The 22237-nt window shown below is 53.0% G+C and carries 27 protein-coding genes and 1 other annotated feature; of the genes, 14 read left to right on the top strand and 13 right to left on the bottom strand.

Annotated features, from left to right (window positions below; genetic code table 11):
* The first annotated feature begins 13 nt into the window (after positions 1 to 13).
* Positions 14 to 499, top strand: a complete 486-nt coding sequence (locus tag EVJ20_RS10295) for a hypothetical protein (RefSeq protein ID WP_131508148.1) — start codon at positions 14 to 16, stop codon at positions 497 to 499.
* Between the two features lie 34 nt (positions 500 to 533).
* Here the strand turns inward: EVJ20_RS10295 and EVJ20_RS10300 are convergent, their stop codons facing one another.
* Positions 534 to 1043, bottom strand: a complete 510-nt coding sequence (locus EVJ20_RS10300) for a hypothetical protein (RefSeq protein WP_070328327.1) — start codon at positions 1041 to 1043, stop codon at positions 534 to 536.
* Positions 1044 to 1158: 115 nt separating this feature from the next.
* On the opposite strand from EVJ20_RS10300, the gene EVJ20_RS10305 reads away from it, so the two are divergent.
* Positions 1159 to 1815, top strand: a complete 657-nt coding sequence (locus EVJ20_RS10305; protein WP_131465962.1) for a TVP38/TMEM64 family protein — start codon at positions 1159 to 1161, stop codon at positions 1813 to 1815.
* A 31-nt stretch (positions 1816 to 1846) separates the two neighbouring features.
* Here EVJ20_RS10305 and queF read toward each other — a convergent pair whose 3' ends face one another.
* From queF to queC, 4 genes are read right to left on the bottom strand one after another with little or no spacing between them, the layout of a single operon-like run.
* Positions 1847 to 2335, bottom strand: coding sequence for a preQ(1) synthase (gene queF, locus EVJ20_RS10310; RefSeq protein WP_070328325.1), 489 nt, complete (start codon positions 2333 to 2335; stop codon positions 1847 to 1849).
* A gap of 11 nt (positions 2336 to 2346) precedes the next feature.
* Positions 2347 to 3042, bottom strand: a complete 696-nt coding sequence (gene queE / locus EVJ20_RS10315; RefSeq protein WP_201739013.1) for a 7-carboxy-7-deazaguanine synthase QueE — start codon at positions 3040 to 3042, stop codon at positions 2347 to 2349.
* Positions 3042 to 3497 (bottom strand): 6-carboxytetrahydropterin synthase QueD, encoded by a 456-nt coding sequence (queD, locus tag EVJ20_RS10320; protein ID WP_016509716.1) that lies wholly within the window; start codon positions 3495 to 3497, stop codon positions 3042 to 3044. Before queD ends, queE begins: the two co-directional genes overlap by 1 nt.
* Positions 3494 to 4138 carry a 7-cyano-7-deazaguanine synthase QueC gene (gene queC / locus EVJ20_RS10325; RefSeq protein ID WP_035386372.1) on the bottom strand — a complete coding sequence of 215 codons (645 nt, stop codon included), beginning with the start codon at positions 4136 to 4138 and terminating at the stop codon, positions 3494 to 3496. Before queC ends, queD begins: the two co-directional genes overlap by 4 nt.
* 208 nt (positions 4139 to 4346) lie before the next feature.
* Between queC and nhaC the strand changes: the two genes are divergently transcribed.
* The 5 genes from nhaC (at position 4347) to EVJ20_RS10350 (ending at position 9212) form a co-directional block, all read left to right on the top strand.
* Entirely contained in the window at positions 4347 to 5723 is a 1377-nt protein-coding gene (nhaC, locus tag EVJ20_RS10330) for a Na+/H+ antiporter NhaC (protein ID WP_131444130.1), read from the top strand.
* Between the two features lie 80 nt (positions 5724 to 5803).
* Positions 5804 to 6394, top strand: coding sequence for a DNA-3-methyladenine glycosylase (locus EVJ20_RS10335; RefSeq protein ID WP_131490600.1), 591 nt, complete (start codon positions 5804 to 5806; stop codon positions 6392 to 6394).
* 71 nt (positions 6395 to 6465) lie between these two features.
* Positions 6466 to 6978: a type 1 glutamine amidotransferase domain-containing protein gene (locus EVJ20_RS10340; protein ID WP_131490601.1), complete on the top strand. Its 513-nt coding sequence runs from the start codon at positions 6466 to 6468 to the stop codon at positions 6976 to 6978.
* Positions 6979 to 7109: 131 nt separating this feature from the next.
* Positions 7110 to 8237 carry an MFS transporter gene (locus EVJ20_RS10345; RefSeq protein WP_131490602.1) on the top strand — a complete coding sequence of 376 codons (1128 nt, stop codon included), beginning with the start codon at positions 7110 to 7112 and terminating at the stop codon, positions 8235 to 8237.
* A gap of 141 nt (positions 8238 to 8378) precedes the next feature.
* Positions 8379 to 9212, top strand: coding sequence for an undecaprenyl-diphosphate phosphatase (locus EVJ20_RS10350; RefSeq protein WP_070328320.1), 834 nt, complete (start codon positions 8379 to 8381; stop codon positions 9210 to 9212).
* 166 nt (positions 9213 to 9378) lie between these two features.
* Here the strand turns inward: EVJ20_RS10350 and bshB2 are convergent, their stop codons facing one another.
* The 3 genes from bshB2 to pdxK are packed head-to-tail and all read right to left on the bottom strand — an operon-like array spanning position 9379 to position 11281.
* Positions 9379 to 10032 carry a bacillithiol biosynthesis deacetylase BshB2 gene (gene bshB2, locus EVJ20_RS10355; protein WP_016509728.1) on the bottom strand — a complete coding sequence of 218 codons (654 nt, stop codon included), beginning with the start codon at positions 10030 to 10032 and terminating at the stop codon, positions 9379 to 9381.
* The gene (locus EVJ20_RS10360) at positions 10029 to 10400 is read right to left on the bottom strand and encodes a YojF family protein (RefSeq protein ID WP_016509734.1); all 372 of its coding nucleotides are present in this window, start codon (positions 10398 to 10400) and stop codon (positions 10029 to 10031) included. The genes bshB2 and EVJ20_RS10360 overlap by 4 nt, the downstream gene beginning before the upstream one ends.
* A gap of 56 nt (positions 10401 to 10456) precedes the next feature.
* Positions 10457 to 11281, bottom strand: coding sequence for a pyridoxine/pyridoxal/pyridoxamine kinase (gene pdxK / locus EVJ20_RS10365; protein ID WP_070328319.1), 825 nt, complete (start codon positions 11279 to 11281; stop codon positions 10457 to 10459).
* A gap of 186 nt (positions 11282 to 11467) precedes the next feature.
* Between pdxK and cbpA the strand changes: the two genes are divergently transcribed.
* Complete coding sequence (gene cbpA / locus EVJ20_RS10370; protein ID WP_070328318.1) at positions 11468 to 12103, top strand: cyclic di-AMP binding protein CbpA; 636 nt, start codon at positions 11468 to 11470, stop codon at positions 12101 to 12103.
* Between the two features lie 33 nt (positions 12104 to 12136).
* On the opposite strand, the gene EVJ20_RS10375 is transcribed toward cbpA, so the two are convergent.
* From EVJ20_RS10375 to EVJ20_RS10385, 3 genes are all read right to left on the bottom strand, one after another.
* Positions 12137 to 12661 carry a GNAT family N-acetyltransferase gene (locus EVJ20_RS10375; RefSeq protein ID WP_131465970.1) on the bottom strand — a complete coding sequence of 175 codons (525 nt, stop codon included), beginning with the start codon at positions 12659 to 12661 and terminating at the stop codon, positions 12137 to 12139.
* Positions 12662 to 12710: 49 nt separating this feature from the next.
* On the bottom strand, positions 12711 to 13595 hold the full coding sequence (locus EVJ20_RS10380) for a diacylglycerol/lipid kinase family protein (RefSeq protein ID WP_070328316.1): 885 nt from the start codon (positions 13593 to 13595) through the stop codon (positions 12711 to 12713).
* Positions 13596 to 13687: 92 nt separating this feature from the next.
* A complete protein-coding gene (locus EVJ20_RS10385; RefSeq protein ID WP_070328315.1) occupies positions 13688 to 14062 on the bottom strand; it encodes a hypothetical protein in 375 nt (124 codons plus the stop codon).
* Between the two features lie 159 nt (positions 14063 to 14221).
* Here EVJ20_RS10385 and EVJ20_RS10390 point away from each other — a divergent pair, with 159 nt between their 5' ends.
* The 4 genes from EVJ20_RS10390 (at position 14222) to EVJ20_RS10405 (ending at position 18096) form a co-directional block, all read left to right on the top strand.
* On the top strand, positions 14222 to 14653 hold the full coding sequence (locus EVJ20_RS10390) for a MarR family winged helix-turn-helix transcriptional regulator (RefSeq protein WP_016509745.1): 432 nt from the start codon (positions 14222 to 14224) through the stop codon (positions 14651 to 14653).
* 118 nt (positions 14654 to 14771) lie between these two features.
* A complete protein-coding gene (locus tag EVJ20_RS10395) occupies positions 14772 to 15407 on the top strand; it encodes an FMN-dependent NADH-azoreductase (protein ID WP_131508150.1) in 636 nt (211 codons plus the stop codon).
* A 78-nt stretch (positions 15408 to 15485) separates the two neighbouring features.
* Positions 15486 to 16163, top strand: a complete 678-nt coding sequence (locus EVJ20_RS10400) for a uracil-DNA glycosylase (RefSeq protein WP_070328313.1) — start codon at positions 15486 to 15488, stop codon at positions 16161 to 16163.
* A 122-nt stretch (positions 16164 to 16285) separates the two neighbouring features.
* Positions 16286 to 16480, top strand: a binding site (T-box leader).
* A gap of 53 nt (positions 16481 to 16533) precedes the next feature.
* Positions 16534 to 18096, top strand: a complete 1563-nt coding sequence (locus EVJ20_RS10405) for an aromatic amino acid hydroxylase (RefSeq protein ID WP_131490606.1) — start codon at positions 16534 to 16536, stop codon at positions 18094 to 18096.
* A gap of 39 nt (positions 18097 to 18135) precedes the next feature.
* On the opposite strand, the gene EVJ20_RS10410 is transcribed toward EVJ20_RS10405, so the two are convergent.
* Together EVJ20_RS10410 and EVJ20_RS10415 are read right to left on the bottom strand one after the other, a co-directional pair.
* Positions 18136 to 19125: an alpha/beta hydrolase gene (locus EVJ20_RS10410; protein WP_131465977.1), complete on the bottom strand. Its 990-nt coding sequence runs from the start codon at positions 19123 to 19125 to the stop codon at positions 18136 to 18138.
* 32 nt (positions 19126 to 19157) lie between these two features.
* Positions 19158 to 19979 (bottom strand): Cof-type HAD-IIB family hydrolase, encoded by an 822-nt coding sequence (locus tag EVJ20_RS10415; RefSeq protein ID WP_131465979.1) that lies wholly within the window; start codon positions 19977 to 19979, stop codon positions 19158 to 19160.
* A 125-nt stretch (positions 19980 to 20104) separates the two neighbouring features.
* On the opposite strand from EVJ20_RS10415, the gene EVJ20_RS10420 reads away from it, so the two are divergent.
* Positions 20105 to 20797 carry a response regulator transcription factor gene (locus EVJ20_RS10420; protein WP_131457893.1) on the top strand — a complete coding sequence of 231 codons (693 nt, stop codon included), beginning with the start codon at positions 20105 to 20107 and terminating at the stop codon, positions 20795 to 20797.
* Complete coding sequence (locus EVJ20_RS10425) at positions 20794 to 22173, top strand: sensor histidine kinase (RefSeq protein WP_070328309.1); 1380 nt, start codon at positions 20794 to 20796, stop codon at positions 22171 to 22173. The genes EVJ20_RS10420 and EVJ20_RS10425 overlap by 4 nt, the downstream gene beginning before the upstream one ends.
* Positions 22174 to 22237: the final 64 nt, after the last annotated feature.

Here is a 22237-nt window from a genome sequence, read left to right on the forward strand (position 1 = left end):
AGGGGGAGACATTATGGTCAACACGTTCGCATTCGGGGAAGAAGTATACATCGATTCGACAGGGATGGGAGATTCGTTTTTTAGTGGGATGTTCAGTATCTTTCCGATTTTTATTATCGGCATTTTAACCGTGATTATAATCGCTATTATAAGCATGATTCGCCAAGTGACGAAGACGAAGGGTCTATTGAAAGACATGCAACGCTTCGCCTCAGACCTCGCAGATCATCCCGATGACGCATCAGCAAACCGTCTCGCCGATTATTTACGGGACGTGAAGTCGTTTCCGGTCCATCGCACGCAGATGGAGCCGTTCCGGGTGGCGCTCGGTAGCTATCAACTCGTCATGGAATCACCGCACGTCGGAGACGAGACGAAAGAACGGGTCGACCGCCAATATAAGCGGCTCGGTATTTTGGACGGCGAGAAGTTCGCCGATGAGCCGGCGCCGAGACGTCGGTCTGGTTCGCACCATCATAACGACCATCATCACATGTAAAACGCGTCGGGATATTCCCCGGCGCGTTTTTAGCTTACATATATCGGCTCGCATCAAAATCGATTTCGGTTCGGTGATTGGCCGCATCGATAGCGCTTGAGATACGGTTGGCCCGTTTCTCGACGTCGAGCGCCTTCAGACGGTACAGTTCCGGATCATAAAGCGCGTGCTTGATGACAGAAGTGCCTTCACCGTGACCCGATTGAAATTCGCGTTTCGGACGTTCGGCCAAGTCTTGATACATCCGAGCCTGAGCTCGCAACTGAACGGCGAACTCGATCGCCTCGACGAGCGGGAGCGGTCCATCGTTCGTCTCGATGACGTTATGCAAGTGCGCTTCACAGACGAGGCGGTCGAGACGACGCATGTCGGTCCGAATCGATTGGAGCTCGACCTCGATATCCTCGAGCGAGCGGGATTGGATTGTCGGGAGCGGCTCATCCTTCTCGAGCTCGATGAACGCGACCCGTTCGACTTCTTGTAACAACTTATCAATCTGCTTCAAGAGCAGGTGTTTCAATTTGATGGCATCTGCCAGGTACATTGGGATTCCTCCTTCTGCTTTTTCTAACCGTACCACACTGTGATTCCTAAAAAAAGGAAGGCGTTACTTTTTCGAGGTGAGGCGATATGATGAAAGAAAGAGGGGAGGTCGACCGATGAACAAGTGGAAAACACAATGGGTCATTGCCGTCGTTTTGCTCGTATTCGGGACAGCGACGTTTCTCTATCAGTGGATCGACTTGCGACCGGGGGAGATCCGAGACTATATCGTTCAATTCGGTTGGCTCGCCCCGCTCATTTATATTTTATTGTTCACCGTTCGCCCGTTGATTTTATTTCCGACGTCCGTCTTGTCGGTTGCGGGCGGGTTGGCGTTCGGGACGCTGCCCGGTGTCGTCTATACGGTCATCGGTGCCACGCTCAGCGCACTCGTCGCTTATTATGTAGCGGTTCGCTTCGGAGACCGGTTTCTGCGCCATTTCGAATCGAGCGATTATGAGAAGATTCAGCACAAAATCGAAGAAGACGGATTCTTTTACGTCTTGATCTTACGATTGATCCCGCTCGTCAACTTTGATTTGGTCAGTTATGCCTCAGGTTTGGCGAAAGTGCGACTCCCAGCTTATGTCTTCGCGACCTCGGTCGGTATGATTCCGGGGGCGTTCGCTAATAATTTTCTCGGTAGTAGCCTCGCGAGCGGGGATATGAAGCTGGTCATCCTCGCGCTCGCTGTCTTTGTCGTGTTGACACTCGTCGCGACCGTGTTCCGCGAACCAATCAAGCAACAAATCAACCGTTACAAAAAGAAGTAGGCGCTCAATTGGATGAGCGCCTACTTTTTGCTTAACGGTTGTCGACCGTCTCAGGGTACAAGTCGTGGTTGAACAGGCGATGTTCGGCCATTTGCTCGTACTTCGTGCCCGGCTTGCCGTAGTTGTAGTACGGGTCGATCGAGATGCCGCCGCGGGGCGTGAACTTGCCCCACACTTCGAGGTAGCGCGGTTCCATCAGCTTGACGAGATCTTTCCCGATGACGTTGATGCAGTTTTCGTGGAAGTCGCCGTGGTTACGGAAGCTGAATAAATAAAGCTTGAGTGACTTCGACTCGACGAGTTTTTCGTCCGGAATGTACGAGATGTAGATCGTCGCAAAGTCCGGCTGATTCGTGATCGGACAGAGCGATGTGAATTCCGGTGCGTTGAACTTCACGAAATAATCGTTTTCCGGATGCCGGTTCGGGAACGCCTCGAGCACGTCCGGGGCGTATTCAAAAATGTATGGGACGCTCTTCTGGCCGAGGAGTGACAAGTCTTGTAAGTCTTCTGGTCTCATATTCATTCTCCTTAGACGCCACGTTCGTTGGCGTACAGTAATGTGTGTAGCTGCGGCAAGACACGGACGCTTTGCCATGACGGGTCACGCGCGACGTCTTCCCACAACTCTTTCAAACGTCTGAGCTGCGCGTCGGTGATGTCACCGTCCGCCCCGGGCTCAGGGTTGCCGGCCGACAAGTACATGACGTCCGGGGTGTAGCGGGTTTGGACGTCTTTCGCATAGGCGAGATCGACCTCATCGAACACGGCGATTTTAAACGTCGTCTGTTCGGGACGCAGCCGTTCGACGATGGCGTCGAGTTTTTCCCAATCGGTCGTCATGCCGGACGACGGTGGTTTCGGGCTGAGTGTCACGTCGTCGATGTCTTGGAGCCAGTCTTGATACCGGCTACCTTGTGTCTCGACGGCGAGTTTGACGCCGCGTGCCTTCAACTTTTCGACCAAATCTTTCATACCGGCGATGAGGAGCGGGTTGCCGCCTGAGATCGTGACGTAATCGTACATCCCGAGTGCGTCAAGGCGCTCGATCACTTCGTCAGCCGAGAGCATGTCGGGTTTTTCCGAACCGTCCCAGGTGAAGGCGGAGTCGCACCAGGCGCAGCGATAATCGCAACCGGCGGTCCGGACGAACATCGTCTTCTGTCCGATGGCGCGGCCTTCACCTTGAAACGTCGGCCCGAACACTTCGAGGACAGGGATCTTCATCAGTCCACCAGCCATTCGCGCCGGAACTCGGCGTAGGACGTCGGTGTCTCATAAAGGCGGACGAATTCGACGCGGACGTCGCGTTCGTCAGGCAAGTGCTTAGCGAGCTGATCGAAAATCCAGTAGCACATGTTTTCTGCTGTCGTATTCATATATGGAAGGGACTCATTTAAATAGCGGTGGTCGAGATACGGTTCGAGCTCTTCTTTAAAGATGGCTTTCAAGTCACCGAAGTCGAGCGTCATCCCACGATTGTCGAGAAAACCGCTGATCCCCATTTGAAGTTTGTACGTATGTCCGTGGAGCGCTCGGCACTTCCCATCGTAATCAAACAAGTGATGGGCCGCATCGAACGTCACTTCTTTGACGATTTGGACGCGGTGCGGGCAGTAGATGAGCGAGCCGTCTTGTTTGGCCTCGACGCTCGTCGGGGCGAGGAATGGGGCGTGTTTCATACGCGTACCTCCTCGTATGCAGCGAGCCCGTTTTGACGGAGTACACACGCCGGACATTCGCCGCAGCCTGAACCGAGTACACCGTTATAGCAGGTGAGGGTCCGCTCTTTGATGAAGTCGAACGCTCCGAGCCGGTCCGCGAGTTCCCACGTCTGCTTTTTATCGAGCCACATGAGCGGCGTATCGATGACGAACGGGTAGTCCATCGCTAAGTTGAGCGTCACGTTCAATGATTTGACGAATTGGTCGCGACAGTCCGGGTAGCCCGAGAAGTCGGTCTCACAGACGCCGGTGATGATGTGATGCATACCGAGTTGTTTGGCCATGACGGCCGCAAAAGATAAGAATAAATGGTTGCGTCCATCGACGAACGTATTTGGGACGTCCGCATTGTCGATGTCGAGATCATGTCTCGTCAACGCGTTTGAGGTGAGTTGTCCGAGTAAGGACAAATCGAGGATGTGGTGCGGGACATCAAGTTCGGCCGCGATCTCTTTCGCGACCTCGATTTCCGCATCATGGCGCTGCCCGTAGGCGAACGTCACGGCTTCCACATGAGAGAATTGTTGTTTTGCCCAAAACAGGCAAGTGGTTGAATCTTGACCGCCACTGAAGACGACCAATGCTTTTTCGTGTTGCAACGTGCACACTTCCTTTTTCGCTAGTTTTGATGTCGGAGGAGGTTACGAACTCCGGAGGTCACCCTCGAGCGTTTACTTTACCATAAAAAGACGTTTGACAGGGAAAAGAGAAGTAGGTATAGTAAAGAACATCACTGACACACTTTCATGCATAAAAGCGTTTAAGCGGTTAGGTAGAAAATAATGGAACTGAAAGGAGGGGACGTCGATGCAGATGAAAGGGAAAGAGGCTGTATTCGTCGTGCTGATGAGCGGGATTTCCTTGCTCGCACTGATGTTTTTGGCCAAAGCGACGCCACATATGGCGATCTTTGGCACAATGGTACTAATAGGGGGATACGCGTATTATCGTACGCGCGACTTTAAACGCATCGAGACCGCGATGATCAACGGGATTCGTGAAGCGATTATGCCGATCATGATTTTATTGTTGATCGGGATGCTGATCGGAGTATGGCAAATGTCTGGCACGGTGGCGACGATCCTCTCCATCGGTTTAAATACAATCTCAGCCCAGTGGTTCTTACCGAGCGTGCTTCTCATCACGATGATCGTGTCATCGTTCACGGGCAGTGCCTTCACGACGGTCGGTACCGTCGGGGTCGCCTTGTTCGGGATCGGGATGGCACTCGGGATTTCCCCGGCGCTCGCCGCCGGAGCCATCGTGTCAGGTGCGCTCTTCGGTGACAAGATGAGTCCGCTATCGGATACGACGAACTTCGCACCGGCTGTGGCTGGTGTCAAACTGTTCGACCATATCCGCTTCATGATGGGGACGACCGTTCCCGCGATTGTAATCACACTCATCTTATTCACAGTTCTCGGACGCGGCGGTCAAGCAGCCGACACGACGCAAATCGCGGAAGCACAGACGGCACTCGCCGGACGGTTCAACTTGTCATGGTTGACACTGCTCGCCCCGGTCCTCGTCGCCGTTCTCGCCTTCCGTCGGATGCCGGTATTGCCGACGATGCTCGTCGGGATGTTCGCCGGTGTGTTGACGGCCGGGTTCGTCCAAGGTAATTGGAACGTCTCGAACTGGTTCGGTGTCATGCAGGCCGGATTCAAGTCGGGCGTCGAGAACGAGACGATCGCGGCCGTGCTCGATCGCGGTGGCCTTGAATCGATGCTTTGGTCGGTCAGCCTCGTGTTGATTGCCCTCGCCTTCGGTGGACTGCTCCGTGAGCTGGGCGTGTTCCAAGCAATCGTCGATGCGTTACTAGAGCGTCTGAAGTCACCAGGCAGCTCGGTGCTGTCAGTCGTGCTCAGTTCGATTGGTGTCAACTTGCTCGCCGGTGAGCAGTACTTGTCGATCTTGCTCCCGGGGCAAGCGTTCAAACAAGGATTTATCGACCGCGGCATCGACCCACGTTACTTGTCGCGTGCGCTTGAAGACGGCGGGACGGTCATCAACCCGCTCATTCCTTGGGGTGTGTCCGGTGCCTTCTTCGCCGCGACACTCGGCGTGCCGGTGCTCGAATACGCACCGTTCGCGTTCTTCCTTTGGCTCAGCCCGATCTTCTCGATCGTGCTCGGTTACGTGAAGTTGGGGAAGCAGCGTGATGCGATCAAGCTCGCATCGTAATGAAAGTGATGTCCTGAACGCGTTCAGGGCATCTTTTTTGTGTCGCCAAGCCTCGTTTGAGAAAATAAGGACGAGGAGGGATGACGATGAAACGGCTCGACCCATCATTTTATGAACAACCGACGCTCGAACTGGCCCGGTCGTTGCTCGGACACTATCTCGTCCATGATCATCTCGACGGACAGATCATTGGCAAGATTGTCGAGACGGAGGCGTATCTCGGGGCGGTCGATCAGGCAGCCCACAGTTTTGGCGGCAGACGGACGAATCGGACCGAGATCATGTTCGGGCAGTCTGGACATGTATACACGTATCAAATGCACACGCATACGCTCTTGAACGTCGTCAGCGGTCCGATCGGCTCACCGGAAGCCGTGTTGATCCGGGCAATCGAACCCGTCGTCGGGCAGGAGTTAATTGAATTCAATCGTCCTGGCATCAAACGGTTCGACCGGACGAACGGACCCGGTAAACTGACGAAGGCGCTCGGGATCACGATGGACTTGTACGGACACTCGCTCCAACATGAACCGCTCTATATTATCGAAGGGGACGGTGTGAACGAGATTGAGGCCGGTCCGCGCATCGGTATCCCGAACAGCGGCGAGGCGCGTGACTATGCGTACCGCTTCTTCGAGCGGGACAATCCGTACGTCTCAAAATTCCGCTGAATGTTTAACGGTCCGTGACGGGTGGAACAGTCCTTATGTGCATAAAACAAAAATTAGGGAGTGTTTCCGATATGGCAAAAGTAGCAACGCTAATCACGAATATGTTTGAAGACGTAGAGTTCACAGGTCCACGCGACGCATTGGTGGAGGCGGGGCACGAAGTTGTCACGATCGAAAAGGCAGCCGGTAACACCGTCGAAGGCAAACAAGGCGAGGCAAAAGTCACGATCGACAAAAGTGTCGACGACGTGTCTCCAGAAGACTTTGACGCTCTGCTCTTACCAGGCGGATTCTCACCTGACTTGTTGCGCGAAGACGAACGTTTCGTCCAGTTCGCGAAAGCGTTCATGGATGCGAAGAAGCCGGTATTCGCTATCTGTCACGGGCCGCAACTGTTGATCACGGCGAAGACGCTCGAAGGCCGCGACGCGACCGGGTACAAGTCGATTAAAGTCGACATGGAGTATGCCGGTGCGAAGTATGCCGACAAAGAAGTCGTCGTCTGCCAAAATCAGCTCGTCACGAGCCGTCAACCGGACGACATTCCGGCGTTTAACCGTGAGATGCTCAACCTATTAAAATAATCTATCGGCCACGGACATGTTCCGTGGCTTTTTTGTGGAATCGGGAATAGGTAAACAAGGAGGAGATCATGATGAGACGAAGAGCACGGTCCCCTAGCTAAGTCCGTCGAAACGTAGGGTTGCTTGGTGCGATGCGCTGGTTTGAGGCGTTGATTCCGGCCTATACGATTGAACGTCTGTTTTGGGAGTCGCGCGGCATCACGATTCAAGAAGTGGTCTACACGGAAATCGTCTATGCCGTCATCGTCGTGTTCCTTGAAGTGCCGACCGGCGTCTTAGCCGACCGCTGGGAACGACGACGTCTGCTGCAAATCGGCATTGCGCTCGAATGGCTATCGTTTATTGTGTTGTTGCTGTCGTTTTCGTTGATTGGGTTTGTCTTGGCGATTAGTTTGTCCGCCATCGGGGCGGTGCTGCGCAGCGGGTCCGAGAACGCTTTGTTGTATGAAACGCTCGAGCAAGACGGAGATACGGATGCGTTTGAGCGATTGCTAGGTCGCCTGAATGCCATCGGGCTCGTCGCGGCCGTCATCGCCGCCTTTAGCGGAAGTTTGCTCGCGACCAAGTTTCCGTTTGAGTTCAACTACATGCTATCGCTTGTGAGCCTGTTCATCGCGACGATGTGCAGTCTATTGCTCGTCGAACCGAGACGGGTGGTCCACGAAGAAGCGGTGACATGGCGGCAGTTAAAGGCTGGTTTCCGCTTCATTTGGAACGACAAGTCACTGCTCATGCTGACCGGGTCGTTCGTGTTGGTCGTTAGTGCATTCAATTTCGTGGATGAGTTTTGGCAGCTGTACGCGCGTGACGTCAATGTCCCGATCTACTGGTTCGGGGCGGTCTCAACCGTACTGTTGCTCATTCAAATTCCCGGTCAACTGCTTGCCCCGGTGTTATTGAAAGTTGCCCCGGTCGCTCGCTGGCAACAACTCATCGCTTGGGGTATCGGGATCGGGTTTATACTGCTCGGAACGTTCCCAAATCAGTTCGGACTGCTCTGGATGGCACTGATGGCGCTACTCGTCGGGGCGGTCGAACCGCTCTACTTCGGGGTGCTCCATCGCGCTCTTCCGTCCATGATTCGAGCCACGACCGAGTCAACGGTATCGATGCTCTTGCATGGCGGGATTATCGGACTCGGTGTATTGTTCATCGGGGGTGCGGGATTGTCGCTATTTACTGCTTTCTTCGTCATCGGTTCGTTCGTGTGCGCGTGTCAAGCCGTCCTGAGTCGGGGGGTGGTCTCAAGAAGCGGCTAAGATTGCACATTAGCCGGCTTCCTTTATTGATGTAAGGGGAAAGAGGGCATTACGTCCTCTTTTTTTACGTCTTAAGACCGAGAGAGAACGTCGTCCCGTCCGTGTATGATAAAAAGCAATACTGGAGTAGGGGACAATGCAATGGAATGGTATGAATTATTCATCGGTTTTTTATTAGGCGTCGTCGAAGGATTGACGGAATTCGCGCCTGTCTCTTCGACTGGACATATGATCTTGGTCGACGATATTTGGCTCAACTCGAGTCGTTTTCTAGGTCAAGAAGTAGCCAACACGTTCAAGATCGTGATTCAGCTCGGTTCGATCTTAGCGGTCATCGTCGTTTTCAGGAGTCGGTTCAAAGCGTTATTGAATCCGAAAGAATTGCTCGCGATTCGACATGAAGGGCCGACGAAAAAGTTGAACCTGCTACATATCTTTATCGGTCTGCTCCCGGCGGCCGTGCTCGGACTCATGTTTGAGGACTACATCGACACGCATCTGTTTTCGATTAAGACGGTATTGATCGGACTCGTCATCGGTGCGTTCTTCATGATTGCCGCCGACTTGTCCGGCGTGAAACGACAAACGACGCCGACACTCGACGACATCACATACAAACAAGCGCTTGGAGTCGGCTTGATTCAATGTTTCTCGCTTTGGCCAGGCTTTTCACGTTCGGGCTCGACCATTTCGGGCGGAGTGTTGCTCGGGATGAGTCACCGGGCTGCGGCCGACTTCACGTTCATCATGGCCGTCCCGATCATGTTCGGGGCGAGCGCGCTCTCGCTTTACAGCAAGTGGAGCTATTTCACGGTCGACACGCTGCCTGTTTTCCTGATCGGTTTCGTCAGTGCGTTCTTGTTCGCGTTGCTGTCCATCAAATTCTTTTTGAAGTTGATCAACAAAGTGAAACTGACGCCGTTCGCGATTTACCGGCTCGTCTTGGCTGCCGTTATCTACGTCTTGTACTTTTAATAAAAATAACGCGTGTTCGCACACGCGTTATTGAAACTTATTACTCATTCAGTTCGTAAAACCAAGTAGAGGTGAGAACATGGGACATATCGTCGTCGTGCTAGGAACGTTGATCGGGTTAGGGACTGTAGGTTTGTTGCTGTATATGACGCGTTACGCGTTTGAATCATGAGAACGGATAATGATAGAAGCGCTCACGTTGGAGTAACTCCATGACGTGGGCGTTTTCTGCGTTGTCGATTGCACGGAGCAACCCTTCCGTCTGTGAACGGTGGGCGAGCAACGCCTCACGTTTGGCGGCACTCTCCTGACCGACTTCGATGAGGACGTGAGGTTTGCCGAGCTCATCTTCCGTCCGGTGATCAAAAGCGACACCTAAAAATTCGGGACGCTTCGCTTCGTCCATCTCTTGGAGCGCCCGGACGACCGCTCGTGCTGTCGCCTCATGGTCGGGATGGACGGCATATCCTGGATAAAATGAGATGACGCGGGTCGGTTTCACTTCGGCGATCAACTTGCTGAAGCGATTCGTCAGTTCGGTCTCGTCTTCGAATTCGACGGTCTTGTCGCGCAGTCCCCACATCCGGAGGTCGTCGATGCCCATGACGGCACAGGCGTCCTCGAGCTCGCGTTTACGGATTCTTGGTAGTTCTTCACGCGTCGTGAAGATTGGCGAGCCCATATTACGGCCCATCTCACCAAGTGTCAGACAGACGTATGTGACGGGGAATCCGTTCTTCTGATGTTGAATGATCGTTCCGGCCGAGCTGAACGCCTCATCGTCCGGGTGTGGGAAAATAACAAGTAACGGTCCGTTCATTGGCTGTCCACCTCCGATGCTCCTTGCGGGAGCGGTTTGACGTCTAGATGCAGCGCGCAGGCGAGGCGTCCGAGACGGTCGTGCCCGGCGAGCAGCAACTGTTCACCGTGTTGTTCAAAGTCGGTCAATCCTTCGACGTAGAGCCAGCCGTGATCGAGCTTTAGTCCGACTCGATACGGTCCGTCTCCTTTGATTTGACCGATACTGTACTCGATCACGACGTTACGGATAAACATCCCGGCGTTATGGAAATCCGGGTCGTTATGTGTGGCGTAAGCGCCGTTCGTCGTCTCGACGTGAGCGTATAAAGGCGTCGACACGTGTGCGTTTAAATACGTTTGAATCGTTTCAGGTTGAATCGGTTTCACGCTAGTCTCCTCCAATGGCAATAATGACCCAGGACGTTCGCCCCGGGCCACCTTGTTTATGATTGTGTTGCTAGTTTTTGACGATAACCGGTATGGTTCGTCGGCCCAACGTATTGGTTGAGGCGGAACGAGTGACGGACCGCTTCTGTAATGAACTCTTTCCCGATGCGAATCGACTCGTCGACGGAATGTCCATTCGCGAGTGATGCGGCGATGGCTGAAGAGAATGTGCAACCGCCACCGTGCGTGAAAGCAGGTTCGATCTTTTCGCTTTCGAGCAGACGGTACTCGTTACCGTCATAGAGGACGTCAAACGCCGTGTCGAACCCAAGTTTTCCACCGACTTTAACGATGACGATTTCAGCACCGAGCTCATGGATCAAGCGTGCGGCTTCTTTGATTTCTTCCATCGTCGACGGTGTCTTGTCGAGGCCAGCGAGCATACGCGCTTCGAACAAGTTCGGCGTGATGATTTTGGCGACAGGGACGAGGTGCTTACGCATCGCGACGGCGACGTCCGGGTTGAGGATCTCGTCGGCTCCCTTACAAGCCATGACCGGGTCGACGACTGCGTTTTGAATGCCGTACTCTTTAATTTTACGAGCCGCGAGCTCGATGATTTCTGGAGTCGGGAGCATCCCTGTCTTGACGGCATCGACGCCGATTCCGGCGAGGACGGTGTCAATCTGCTTCTCGATCAACGTCGTATCAATCGGGAAGACTTCATGGTGCCAAGCGTTATGCGGGTTTTGGGCTACGATGACCGTGAGTGCGGTCATGCCATACACACCGAGCTCTTCCATCGTCTTCAAGTCAGCTTGAATGCCTGCACCGCCACTCGTATCTGAACCAGCGATCGTTAATGCTTTTTTCATCGTCATAGTCGTTCAATCCCCTTTGTCTGTTTGGATAGTTTCACTATAACGACTTTTAGGCGTTACGACAAATCCCATGACCGCCAAAGGTTGAATCGAAGTTTTGAAAAAGATGGCAGGATTTCAATCATATTTGGGGAATAGTAATGAATAGGGTGTAGACCACTTTTAATTTGCTAGGAGGAAAACCGCATGTTAGTGCATAGCTTATGCATTCCAAAAAAAGACGTCGTCACAATCAGTGAAAAGGCGACGTTACGTGAAGCGCTCGATACGCTTGAAAAGACAGGATACCGCTGTGTCCCTGTCCTCGATGAGACGGGAATATTTTTCCGCGGTAACATTTATAAGATGCATATTTACCGTCACGGAATGAGTGGCGCGAGCCTTGACGACAACGTCATGGAATTGATTAAAAATACGCAGAAATACGTCCACGAGTCGGACGGATTCTTCAAAGTCTTCTTCTCGATCAAAGAGTTACCGTATATCGCGGTCCTAAAAGACGAGAGCAATGAATTTTACGGCATTTTGCCACACGGGAAGATGCTCGGCATGCTCGAAGAGGCGTGGAGCCGTGACACAGGCAGCTACGTCGTCACGATCGCACTTAGCGAGCAGGTAGGTGCGCTCGAGAAAATCACGAAAGTCGTCAGCAAATACTCGTCTATCGCGAGTTTGATGACGCTCGACGCGAAGAGTAAAGTCCTTCGCCGTGTTTTGATCACGTTGCCGCCTGACTGTGATGAGCCGAAGAAAGACAAGATCGTCGCCAAACTCGAACAAAAAGGGTTCCGCGTCGTCGAAGTCGAAAACTTGAACAACTGACGAAAGACCTTCCTCGCTTGAGGAAGGTCTTTGTCATGTCAGTCGCTTTTCCATGCGGATATCAGGCCAAAATTGTTCGTTCCAGTACGTGAACGCATGGATGCGCGCAATTTCTTCATAACCGAGCTTCTTATAGAGATGGTGTGCCGCCTCGTTGAACCCGAACACGCCGAGCTCGATGCGCGGGGTGCCTTGGTGACGAAGCCGTTCCTCCAAAAGTCGGAGTGCCTCGCTGCCCGCACCCTTGCCGCGACCCGCCGCTTCCCCGATGACGAGTCCGAGCCAGGCACTCCCTGGTTCTTGAACGTATAGATGGTTTGCGTCATACATCACGTTCACCTCGCCGACGAGCCTGTCGTCAGCGTAAATGAGAAAGATATCGTGTGTCTGAAGTCGATCCGTCAAGTCGGCGACGGTCATCCGTTGCTCGGCCGCGAGTTCTTCTTCCGAGCGAGCAGGGCGGATCAAATGAACGATTTCGGGATCGTTGTTCCACCGGTTGAACGTCTTGACGATGTCGTCTGACGCTTCGAGCAGCGGAACGAGTGTGATGTTCATCGAACGATCTCTCCTTTCTCGAACGAGCCTTCTATGCCGAGGCGAGAGATTAGACTGGTTTCAGCACTTGGAGATGGCTTGGGAGCACTTCAAACGTGAGCGGGAGTTTCCCGCCCGTGTCCCCATCGGCGTTGACCGGAAGCGAATCAGGCGAATCGACATACACCCGCTTCGTCTGGAACGCGGTCACACTGTCTGTTTCTTTAAGCTTGCCGGTAAATAAGGCCGGGGCGAGCTGGAAGGCGTCTGTGAAACCGAGATTCTCAAACAAGTAGACGTGAAGCAGGCCATCGTTCAACTTCGCATCAGGCTCGAAGTTTTCAAAGCCGCCGACCGAGTTCGTCAGCGCGATGACGGCGAGAAAAGCGTCCCCGTCGAACGTGTGCTCTTCGGCCTGAACTGATAACGAGTAAGGACTGTGTTCCCGGAACGCTTTGATGCCTTCAATCAAGTAGGCGAACGGGCCCCATTTCGTCTTCTCTTCGACGCTGACTTCATCGACCGCCTCAGCGATGAGGCCGATGGCGATGACGTTCATGAAGTAGCCGTGTTCATACTTCCCAATGTCCATCGGTGACGGTTTTGCCGTTCGCAGCGCTTCAATCGCTTCTTTCGGGTCACTCGGTACGCCGAGAGCCCGTGCCAAATCGTTCACCGTTCCGAGCGGGATGATTCCGAAGTCGGGACGATGATCGGCTTCGGCGAGACCGGCCACCGTCTCGTTTAACGTGCCATCGCCGCCCATGGCGACGACGGCTTTATATTGTTTCGACGCCGCTTCTCGTGCGAAGTGTGTGGCGTCGTCGGCTTTTTCAGTAAAACGGACGTCGACGTTTCCGTAACGTTCGCGTAGCACTTCTTCAGCGAACGGCGCATGCTCTTTCCCTAATTCTTTCCCAGACGATGGGTTGACGATCAACATAACTGTATCCATTCAAGACATTCCCCTTTATCAGTCAGATATTGTCCTATATTCCCGTCCACGCTCAAACCTAGTCATCAAAAAAAACAACGCGCGTGCGTTGTTTAGTAATGGCGGAACGCCGACATATCGAGATGGCTCGCATCGGATTCGTCGACGGCGAGCTCGATTTTCAAATATTCGTGGAAAGGCGAATCGTACGCTCCCATGCAGGCGACCGGTTCATGGCCGGGTACGGGCGATTTTCGTTTCGTCTTGACGAACAGGTAGTCTTCGCGCGACAACGTCAACAAGAAACGCTCGACTGCGTGCGGTTCGCGCGTGACGTTCGGCCATGGCAAGTGGTTGAACAGTAAAAAGACCGCGCCTTCTTTTTCAAGAGCATAGTCAGGGGCGATGCCTTCCCGGTTCAACAACTCGATGACCGAACTCAAATAGCCTGCTTTAATCGTCAATGAAATCTCATAATACTCACGCATACCGTCCACCCTTTCTAAAAATCACAATAGTTCTATTCTAAACGTTTCAAGGAGACGCGACAACGGAGAAGTTTCTTGACGAAGTGTTTTTAGCGACGTATACTGCTCATGTCCTGCTATACTAAAGGTAAATGATGAACGAATTGAGGTGAAACCGACATGATTGAATCACTCGAATTGAAGGCATGGGTCGTCTTAGCAAGAGCGATGGACGCAATCAGTGATCGTGTCAAAGACGATCTTAGACGCCACCAATTGAATTCAACAGAGTTCGGTGTTCTATCCGTATTGTATAAACGAGGAGATACGCCGCTGCAACAAATCGGCGATCAAATTTTGATCACGAGTGGCAGCGTCACGTATGTGATCGACAAGCTTGAGAAGCGAGGGCTCATCGAGCGCGTCGCCTGCCCGTCAGACCGTCGTGTCACGTACGCGTCGTTGACAGGCGAAGGCAAGCAATTGATGGACGTCGTCTATCCTGAGCATATTGAAATCTTCAAAGATATTTATGGACCGCTCAGCGAACAAGAGACCGAGACGTTGATCGATTTATTGAAACGCGTCGGCTACAACGCGGCAGGCAAATAACGCCTGCCTGTTTTTTTGTCAATTATCTTGAAGTTGAAATAATTGACGGTGAGATATACAGATGATATAGTTCTAACTGTTGTTATCAAAATAGAGATTACCAGTGGAGGAACCCATTATGAAAAAAGTATTATACGTATCAGCTAACCCAAAACCGACAGAGTTGTCATACAGCAAACAAGTCGCAGAAGCGTTCATGACGAAGCTTCAACAAGAAAACGCATCGCTTGAAGTCGAAGCAATCGAGCTTTACGATGTCGACGTCCAAGAAATCGATGGCGACGTGTTAAGCGCTTGGGGAAAATTCGCGTCTGGTGAAGCACTCACAGACGTCGAAGCTTCAAAAGTCGCGACGATGAACGGTATGCTCGAGAAGTTCATGGAAGCAGACCTTTACGTGTTTGCGACGCCGATGTGGAACTTCTTCTTCCCAGCACGCATGAAGATGTTCCTCGACAGCGTCCTCTCAGCCGGCAAGACGTTCCGTTACACAGAGCAAGGGCCGGTCGGTCTCCTTGAGAACAAACAAGCGATCCACATTCAAGGGACAGGCGGCATCTACACAGGCACAGACCTCAACTTTGCAGACGCGTACCTCCGTCAAGCGCTTGCGTTCGTCGGCGTGAACGAAGTGACGACACTTGCGGTTGAAGGAATGAACCAGTTCCCAGACAAGATCGAAGACATCGTTGCTGACGCGACAGCGAAAGCAGAAGCACTTGCGAAAGAAGTAGCAGGCATAGTCACAGTATAATCATCGGACGAGTCCACTGGGCTCGTCTTTTTGTGTGCCGTCGATTCGGGTATGATAAGACGGAAAGGGGCGAATCAAATGGGAGAACAGTTATCAGACCGCTTGCTCGGCGACTGGAGTGACATCATTGAAGCAGAGATGGAGCAGCCGTACTTCGTTGACTTGAAAGCGTTCGTCGATGAGGCGTATGCGACGACGACCGTCTATCCGCAGCGGGAAGACATTTGGAACGCGTTCGTCTACACGAAGTTTAAAGACGTCAAATGCGTCATCCTCGGCCAAGACCCGTATCACGGTCCGAATCAGGCCCACGGACTCAGCTTCTCGGTCCAAGACGGTGTCCGTTTTCCGCCATCGCTGCGCAACATCTTTCAAGAGTTGCATGAAGACTTGGGTTGTAGCGTGCCGAAGAGCGGGAATCTAGAGAACTGGGCCCGCCAAGGCGTATTGTTGCTCAACACCGCGCTCACGGTCGAAGCGAGTAAGGCCGGATCACACCGCGGACAAGGATGGGTTCAGTTCACGGACTCGATCATCGAGCAACTCGGGAAGCGTGAGCAACCGATCGTGTTTATTCTTTGGGGAAACGATGCCAAAAAGAAACAAAAGCTGATCGGGCCGCAGCACGCGATCTTGACATCGGTCCACCCGAGTCCGCTGTCGGCACACCGCGGCTTCTTCGGATCCCGTCCGTTCTCGCAAGTGAACGATTTGCTGAAACAGTGGGGACAACCTGAAATTGATTGGTGTTTGTGACAGTTCGCAGTTGCGGACTGTTTTTTGTTGACGTCGACAAAACGATTTGGTAAAGTTACAACCAACAAGATACTTTAACGCTTAAAAGCAAGTTCGCGTAGAAGCATAACTGCATAACAGTAACAAAAGCGATGATCAAACCGAAGTAGAGACATCTTCCCTGGCCCAGAGAGCGTGTGGTGCTGCGAACACGCCCAAAAGATGAATCGAATTACAGTTTGTGAGCTCTCACATGTGAGCGGTCCCCCGTTATCGGATTAGAGTGACTAGACAACGTCTAGTAATCAGGGTGGTACCGCGGCTAAGTCGTCCCTATCGAGTGAATCGATAGGGACTTTTTGACGTCCAGTAGACAAAAGGAGGAAATATCATGCTCACACAATCAATCCCACGCCACTTGGCGCCTCATATCTCGCCCCAGTTTTACAACGAGTACACACCGACCGATCACGCGGTCTGGCGCTTCGTATTACGGCTCAATTTGCATACGCTCGAAGGCAAGGCCCATCCGTTCTACATCGAAGGGTTGAAAAAGACAGGCATGGGACCAGAACGCCTCCCGGACGTCGAAAAAATGACCGCCGAGATGCGAGCGGCCGGTTGGTCGACGGTCGCGGTCGACGGATTGATTCCTGGCGTCGCGTTCTTTGACTTCCAAGGGAACGGGATGTTACCGGTCGCGACCGACATCCGGAAAGTCGAGAACATCTTGTACAGCCCGGCACCAGACATTATCCATGAGGCGGCCGGTCACGCGCCGATGCTGATGGACCCTGAGTTTTCTAAAATCGTGAAACGGTTCGGTCAACTTGGCGCGAAAGCGTTCATGAACCGTGAGGAACACGCCTCGTTCGCGGCACTCAAACGACTGACGATCGTGAAAGAGAATGCCAACTCGACGGAAGCGGATGTCAAAGCCGCCTTAGAAGCGCTGCATGAAGCGAAAGCGCAAGTGACGGGCTTCTCCGAAGCGCAGCAAGTGGCACGTATCTTTTGGTGGACGGTCGAGTTCGGACTGATCGGCGACATCGAGCGCCCGCTCATTTACGGGGCCGGACTGTTGTCTTCGGTCGGCGAGAGCCGTCACTGCCTGACCGACGCCGTCACGAAACATCCGTTCAACCTCGAGCATGCGCTAGAGACGAAACAGGATGTGACGAATATGCAAAGTGAACTGTTCGTCATCCCTGACTTCGAGGCGTTGACGGATGCGCTCGATGAACTCGAATCACGGATGGCCGTCCACACGGGCGGAATCGCATCGCTTGAGAAGGCGCTCGCCTCAGGAAGTCAATCGACGATCCGGCTCGAAGATGGGACCGACCGTGTCGGAACGGTTCGACACGTGACGAACACAGGCCGAGTTGCCCTCGTTCAATGGGGGGACTGCGTGAAAGTTGACCACGGCCAGCTTCGCAATTTGAGCAATCACGGACTACTCGTTTTAGATGGACCAATCCAAGAAGCGCTCGCGGAAGCGGACGTTCGCCTCGATGGCCGCATCGTCAGCGAGACGACAGACGAGATCACGCTAGAAGACGTGAGCGTGCACATCGACGGCAAACAAATCGAGCTCGCGACGCTTGAAGTGAGACACGATTCGCTACCGTCGATCTTCCCGGGCACGGACGTCGAAGAGCTCGTCGTCCTAGAGAAACCGGTTCAAATCGAACGGGACGCCCGGACGTGGACGGAAGACGACCCGCTCTTCAATCGCATCCGGCTCATGCGTGAACAAGGGGAGTCGATCGACGCTCTCGTCCCGATGGTCCTCTCTGAGCATGCAGACGCCTGGTTGGCTCAGATTGAATGCTTGGAACTCGTTCAGTCAGACGAGCTTCGTCAAGCACTCATCGACCGGCTACAAGCGTTACGGAAAACTTCAGACTCTCGCAACGAGCTGATTGGCCGCGCAATGGATTTGCTCAAATGACGCAAACAACCCCGACTTTGAAAAAAGTCGGGGTTGTTTTTATTTGGTCGTTTCGCGCAAGAACGTGATCAAGCGACGATACGTTGAACTGGCTGCTGGTTGATCCATCTCGAAGTGATAGCTGTTTCCGAGTTCGTATTCATCTCGATTATAGAAGACGCTCGTCACGTCAGTCCGTCCGGAGAGAATCGTCGCGAACTCTTTCGCTTGTGTCTCGAACGACCCCGTGTTCCCGTCGGTGATGAACGTCGGGACGAACGTGGCCGGGATGTTGACGAGAGGAGACGCTTCGTTGACGATGGGGAGGTTCTCCCAATTATACGTCCCGAAGTAGGCCCAACCGATCCGCTTGAACAAGAAACGGTTGACGGCTTTCGAAGACTCGAGAATCGTCCGTTTCAAATCATACGGGCCAGACAAGAGAACCGCGCCGAGGATCGAGTCTTGCGGGACGACTTGATTCACTTCGGCTGACGGTGCATAGTCATCGTTCAGTTGAATCCCGATGAATTGGGCGACGAGCTGCGCTCCGTTCGAGTCTCCGGCGAAGAAGACGCGGTCGAGATCGAGTCGGAAGCGATCGTTGTTGTCGGCAATATACGTGTACGCCTCTTCGATTTGCTGGAGTGGCACCGGATACGTGACGTCCGGGGCGAGGGCGTAGTTGATGCTGACGACGTTGTAGCCGTTGCTTGCGATCGACGTCGCATACTTGAACACATCGGCCTTATCACCGCCAACGAACGAGCCACCGTGCACCCAAAAGATTGTCGGGACGACATGCTTATCGCCTTCATAGCGAATCAAATCGAACGTCCCGTTCTCGTAGGCAGAATAGTAATCGATGTCTTTACGGACCGACGTCTTTTGAACGACTTCGTCGAATCCTTTGATCGCGACTTCCTTGCCTCCAGTAAATGAAGTTTTGACGAGACGGGACGCAGGCTTCGGTGACAAGAAGACGTAGGCAGCACCGGCGACGGCCGTTCCGACTAGTCCGAGTCCAGCTCGTTTCAATCCTTTATTCATCGTGATTCCTCCTTGGTTCAAACGGTTATTGCTTAACGATTCGTAACGACACTGCTCATGTACGTCTCGATGACGTGGGCGATTCCATCTTCATTGTTTGACTTCGTGATGAAGTCGGCTTTCCCTTTGACCGTGGCGTTGGCGTTACCCATGGCGACACCGAGTCCGGCCCATTCGATCATCGTCAAGTCGTTGTTGCCGTCTCCGCAAGCGATGACGTGTGCTTGGTCGATTCCGACGTGGTCAGCCAAAAAGGCGAGGCTCGTCCCTTTCGTCACACCGGCTTCCGTGAACTCGAGGAAGAACGGTTTCGAACGGGCGACGGCGAGCTTGCCTTCGAGCTCGACTTGTAGCTTCGTCTCGATTGGGGCGAGCGTTTCTCCATCGCCGAGCATGAGGCATTTGACGACAGGGGTCGTGACGGTTTCTTTGAAATCGTTGACGTGGATGACCGGCATGCCCGTCAATTCGCCTTCGAGATCGGTATACGGGTTCGGCTGATCGGTTACGATTTCGTTACCGATGTACGTATGAATCGCGATTTCCTCCCGGACACTGATATCATGGAGGTGGGCGACTGTGTCTGGCATTAACGTGCTTGAGAAGATTTCTTCATTTGTTTCACAATTGATGATTGAAGCACCGTTGAATGACAAGATGTAACTACCATATTTGGCGAGCTCGAGTTCACGAGCTGCTTCCCACATGGCGTACGTCGGACGTCCGCTTGCTAAAACGACTTTGTGGCCGCGTTCTTGGACGTCAAGTAACGCCGCTTTCGTGACAGGGGAAATCGTGTGGTCGCTCGTGAGGAGCGTATCGTCCATATCTAAAACAATCATGTTATAACTCATAGTGGTAAGGAGTCCTCCTTCAGAATCTAATGACTCCATCCTAATACGATTTGAGGTCAATTGACAACCTTGTCGCAAAAACGTAACTATAATGTAGAGTAGTGAACTCCAGAAGAGGTGGAAATATGAATCGGATATTAGTAGCCGAAGATGAGCATGCGATTCGCAGCTTTATCATCGTAAATTTAAAACGAGCCGGATTTGATGTCTTTGAGGCAACGAACGGCCGTGAAGCGGTCACCGCGTTCGATCGTGAACCGTTCGATATCGTCTTGCTAGACGTCATGATGCCTGAGATGGACGGCTTTGAAGCGTGCGCCGCAATTCGTGACTTAGACGAGAACGTCGGGATCATCATGTTGACGGCACGCACGCTTGAAGAAGATAAAATCGAAGGTCTCGGGAAAGGGGCGGACGACTATATCGCCAAGCCGTTCAGCCCGGGCGAGCTCATCGCGCGCATTCATGCGCTCCTGCGACGCGTCGAAAAAGTGAAGCGCAAAGAGAAGAAACGTCTCAAGTCAGGACCGTTCGCCATCGACTTGGCGGCGAAACAAGTGACGAAATACGGACAATCGATCGATTTGACGCCGACCGAATATGACTTGATCTGTCATCTCGTCCAAAACGAAGAAGTCGTCTTATCACGTGATGCGCTTCTTGATGCGGTTTGGGGCATCAACTACTTCGGGGACCGGAAGACGGTGGACGTCAACATTCGCCGCTTACGGCAAAAGATTGAAGACGACCCGAGCCATCCGGCCTATATCGAGACGCTATGGGGGCATGGCTATAAGTGGCGGAGACATGACGGATGAGACAACAGCTCGTCATCCGCATGATGATTGTCGTGACACTCGTGCTCTTACTGCTCGTAAGCGTCCTGTCGTACGGTACGTACCGTTATTACTACGAGTATGAGTCCGATGCGTTGGTCAGCCATGCGACGACAAGTGCTTATTTGTATCCACAGGCGCAAGTCGGATTTGAGACACCGAGCGCGTTCTCGGTCCTCGTCCGGACGTTCGGGTATCCGGGTACGGATTTGACGATGGTCGACCGCTCTGGCGCGATTATAAAAACGACCGGACAGCGAGCACAACAAGCGTCGTATACACCTGAGCAGCTCGAGCGTCTCGCTAGAGGAGAGTCGGTCGTCCAAGACTATGACGTGAACGAAGAACACTTTCTGTCGGTGACGAGCCCAATCATGACCGAGGGAACGGGTGAGTTCGCCATCAGTTTCACGCGTCCGCTCGCAGACTTAGACACGCTCATCCGCGAGATTTGGATGGCGGTCCTCATGATCGGTGTCTTGATTTGGCTCGTGGCGCTATACGCGGTCATCCGAATCGCGGACCGCTTCGTCCGTCCGATCCGCGAGATTATTGAGACGGCTGACGAGATGGCGCAAGGTGATTTCGACGTCGAGGTATATTCGAACGAGAAGCACGAGCTCGGGGCGCTTGCCCGGACGCTGACTTACTTAGGCGCTAAAGTGCAACAGCACCAATCGACGCGCAACGAATTCTTGTCGAACGTCTCCCATGAGCTCAGGACGCCGCTCACTTCAATCAAAGGCTGGACTGAGACGATCCGAGGCGGGGACGAACAACTGTCAGACGAGACAGAGCTCGGTCTGAGTATCATTCATTCGGAGACCGAGCGAATGATCGGTCTCGTCGAGCAATTGCTCGACTACACGAAAATCGAGGAGAGTCGTCTCGTGCTCTATCGTCAAGAGCTCGATCTCGTCTCCCTGTTACGCAAAGTAACGATTCAACTGAAACAATCGCTTGAAGATAAGCAGATTACGTTGATCGAGCGCTACCCGGCCAAGTCGGTCGGTCTATTCGATGAGAACCGGCTCAAGCAAGTATTCTTAAACTTACTTGAAAACGCGATCCGGTTCTCACCAGTCGGCGGGACGCTCACGGTTCGCTTCGTCCAGTCGGAGCGGGTCGCCTTCATCTCGATTATCGATCAAGGACCTGGCATCTCGAAAGAACACTTGCAGCGCATCACGGAAATGTTCTATCAAGCGCAAGTGACGAAAGGCAGCAGCGGCCTCGGCCTTGCGATCGCTAAGGAGTTGATCGAGGCGCATGAAGGGAAACTTGTCATCGAAAGTGAAGTCAGACAAGGGACGACTGTGACAGTTCTGTTACCGCTCGACCCGAGCGAACTGCAATAAAAGGGTTAAACCTTCCGAATTCAGGATACATACAATTGTATGTAGAATGAGGGAGGTTTTTTGT

This window comes from Exiguobacterium sp. SH0S1, assembly GCF_004337165.1.
Classification (GTDB): domain Bacteria; phylum Bacillota; class Bacilli; order Exiguobacteriales; family Exiguobacteriaceae; genus Exiguobacterium; species Exiguobacterium aurantiacum_A.

Excerpts from the sequence above, each read along its gene's own strand:
- EVJ20_RS10345 (WP_131490602.1), top strand. The coding sequence starts at position 7,110 with ATGCGCTGGTTTGAGGCGTTGATTCCGGCCTATACGATTGAACGTCTG.
- EVJ20_RS10380 (WP_070328316.1), bottom strand. The coding sequence starts at position 13,595 with ATGGATACAGTTATGTTGATCGTCAACCCATCGTCTGGGAAAGAATTA.
- EVJ20_RS10305 (WP_131465962.1), top strand. The coding sequence starts at position 1,159 with ATGAACAAGTGGAAAACACAATGGGTCATTGCCGTCGTTTTGCTCGTA.
- pdxK (WP_070328319.1), bottom strand. The coding sequence starts at position 11,281 with ATGACGATGAAAAAAGCATTAACGATCGCTGGTTCAGATACGAGTGGC.
- EVJ20_RS10415 (WP_131465979.1), bottom strand. The coding sequence starts at position 19,979 with ATGAGTTATAACATGATTGTTTTAGATATGGACGATACGCTCCTCACG.
- queF (WP_070328325.1), bottom strand. The coding sequence starts at position 2,335 with ATGAGACCAGAAGACTTACAAGACTTGTCACTCCTCGGCCAGAAGAGC.
- EVJ20_RS10425 (WP_070328309.1), top strand. The coding sequence starts at position 20,794 with ATGAGACAACAGCTCGTCATCCGCATGATGATTGTCGTGACACTCGTG.
- EVJ20_RS10410 (WP_131465977.1), bottom strand. The coding sequence starts at position 19,125 with ATGAATAAAGGATTGAAACGAGCTGGACTCGGACTAGTCGGAACGGCC.
- bshB2 (WP_016509728.1), bottom strand. The coding sequence starts at position 10,032 with ATGAACGGACCGTTACTTGTTATTTTCCCACACCCGGACGATGAGGCG.
- EVJ20_RS10390 (WP_016509745.1), top strand. The coding sequence starts at position 14,222 with ATGATTGAATCACTCGAATTGAAGGCATGGGTCGTCTTAGCAAGAGCG.
- EVJ20_RS10375 (WP_131465970.1), bottom strand. The coding sequence starts at position 12,661 with ATGAACATCACACTCGTTCCGCTGCTCGAAGCGTCAGACGACATCGTC.
- queE (WP_201739013.1), bottom strand. The coding sequence starts at position 3,042 with ATGAAGATCCCTGTCCTCGAAGTGTTCGGGCCGACGTTTCAAGGTGAA.
- EVJ20_RS10420 (WP_131457893.1), top strand. The coding sequence starts at position 20,105 with ATGAATCGGATATTAGTAGCCGAAGATGAGCATGCGATTCGCAGCTTT.
- EVJ20_RS10385 (WP_070328315.1), bottom strand. The coding sequence starts at position 14,062 with ATGCGTGAGTATTATGAGATTTCATTGACGATTAAAGCAGGCTATTTG.
- queD (WP_016509716.1), bottom strand. The coding sequence starts at position 3,497 with ATGAAACACGCCCCATTCCTCGCCCCGACGAGCGTCGAGGCCAAACAA.
- EVJ20_RS10405 (WP_131490606.1), top strand. The coding sequence starts at position 16,534 with ATGCTCACACAATCAATCCCACGCCACTTGGCGCCTCATATCTCGCCC.
- EVJ20_RS10340 (WP_131490601.1), top strand. The coding sequence starts at position 6,466 with ATGGCAAAAGTAGCAACGCTAATCACGAATATGTTTGAAGACGTAGAG.
- cbpA (WP_070328318.1), top strand. The coding sequence starts at position 11,468 with ATGTTAGTGCATAGCTTATGCATTCCAAAAAAAGACGTCGTCACAATC.
- EVJ20_RS10350 (WP_070328320.1), top strand. The coding sequence starts at position 8,379 with ATGGAATGGTATGAATTATTCATCGGTTTTTTATTAGGCGTCGTCGAA.
- EVJ20_RS10395 (WP_131508150.1), top strand. The coding sequence starts at position 14,772 with ATGAAAAAAGTATTATACGTATCAGCTAACCCAAAACCGACAGAGTTG.
- nhaC (WP_131444130.1), top strand. The coding sequence starts at position 4,347 with ATGCAGATGAAAGGGAAAGAGGCTGTATTCGTCGTGCTGATGAGCGGG.
- EVJ20_RS10335 (WP_131490600.1), top strand. The coding sequence starts at position 5,804 with ATGACGATGAAACGGCTCGACCCATCATTTTATGAACAACCGACGCTC.
- EVJ20_RS10400 (WP_070328313.1), top strand. The coding sequence starts at position 15,486 with ATGGGAGAACAGTTATCAGACCGCTTGCTCGGCGACTGGAGTGACATC.
- EVJ20_RS10300 (WP_070328327.1), bottom strand. The coding sequence starts at position 1,043 with ATGTACCTGGCAGATGCCATCAAATTGAAACACCTGCTCTTGAAGCAG.
- EVJ20_RS10295 (WP_131508148.1), top strand. The coding sequence starts at position 14 with ATGGTCAACACGTTCGCATTCGGGGAAGAAGTATACATCGATTCGACA.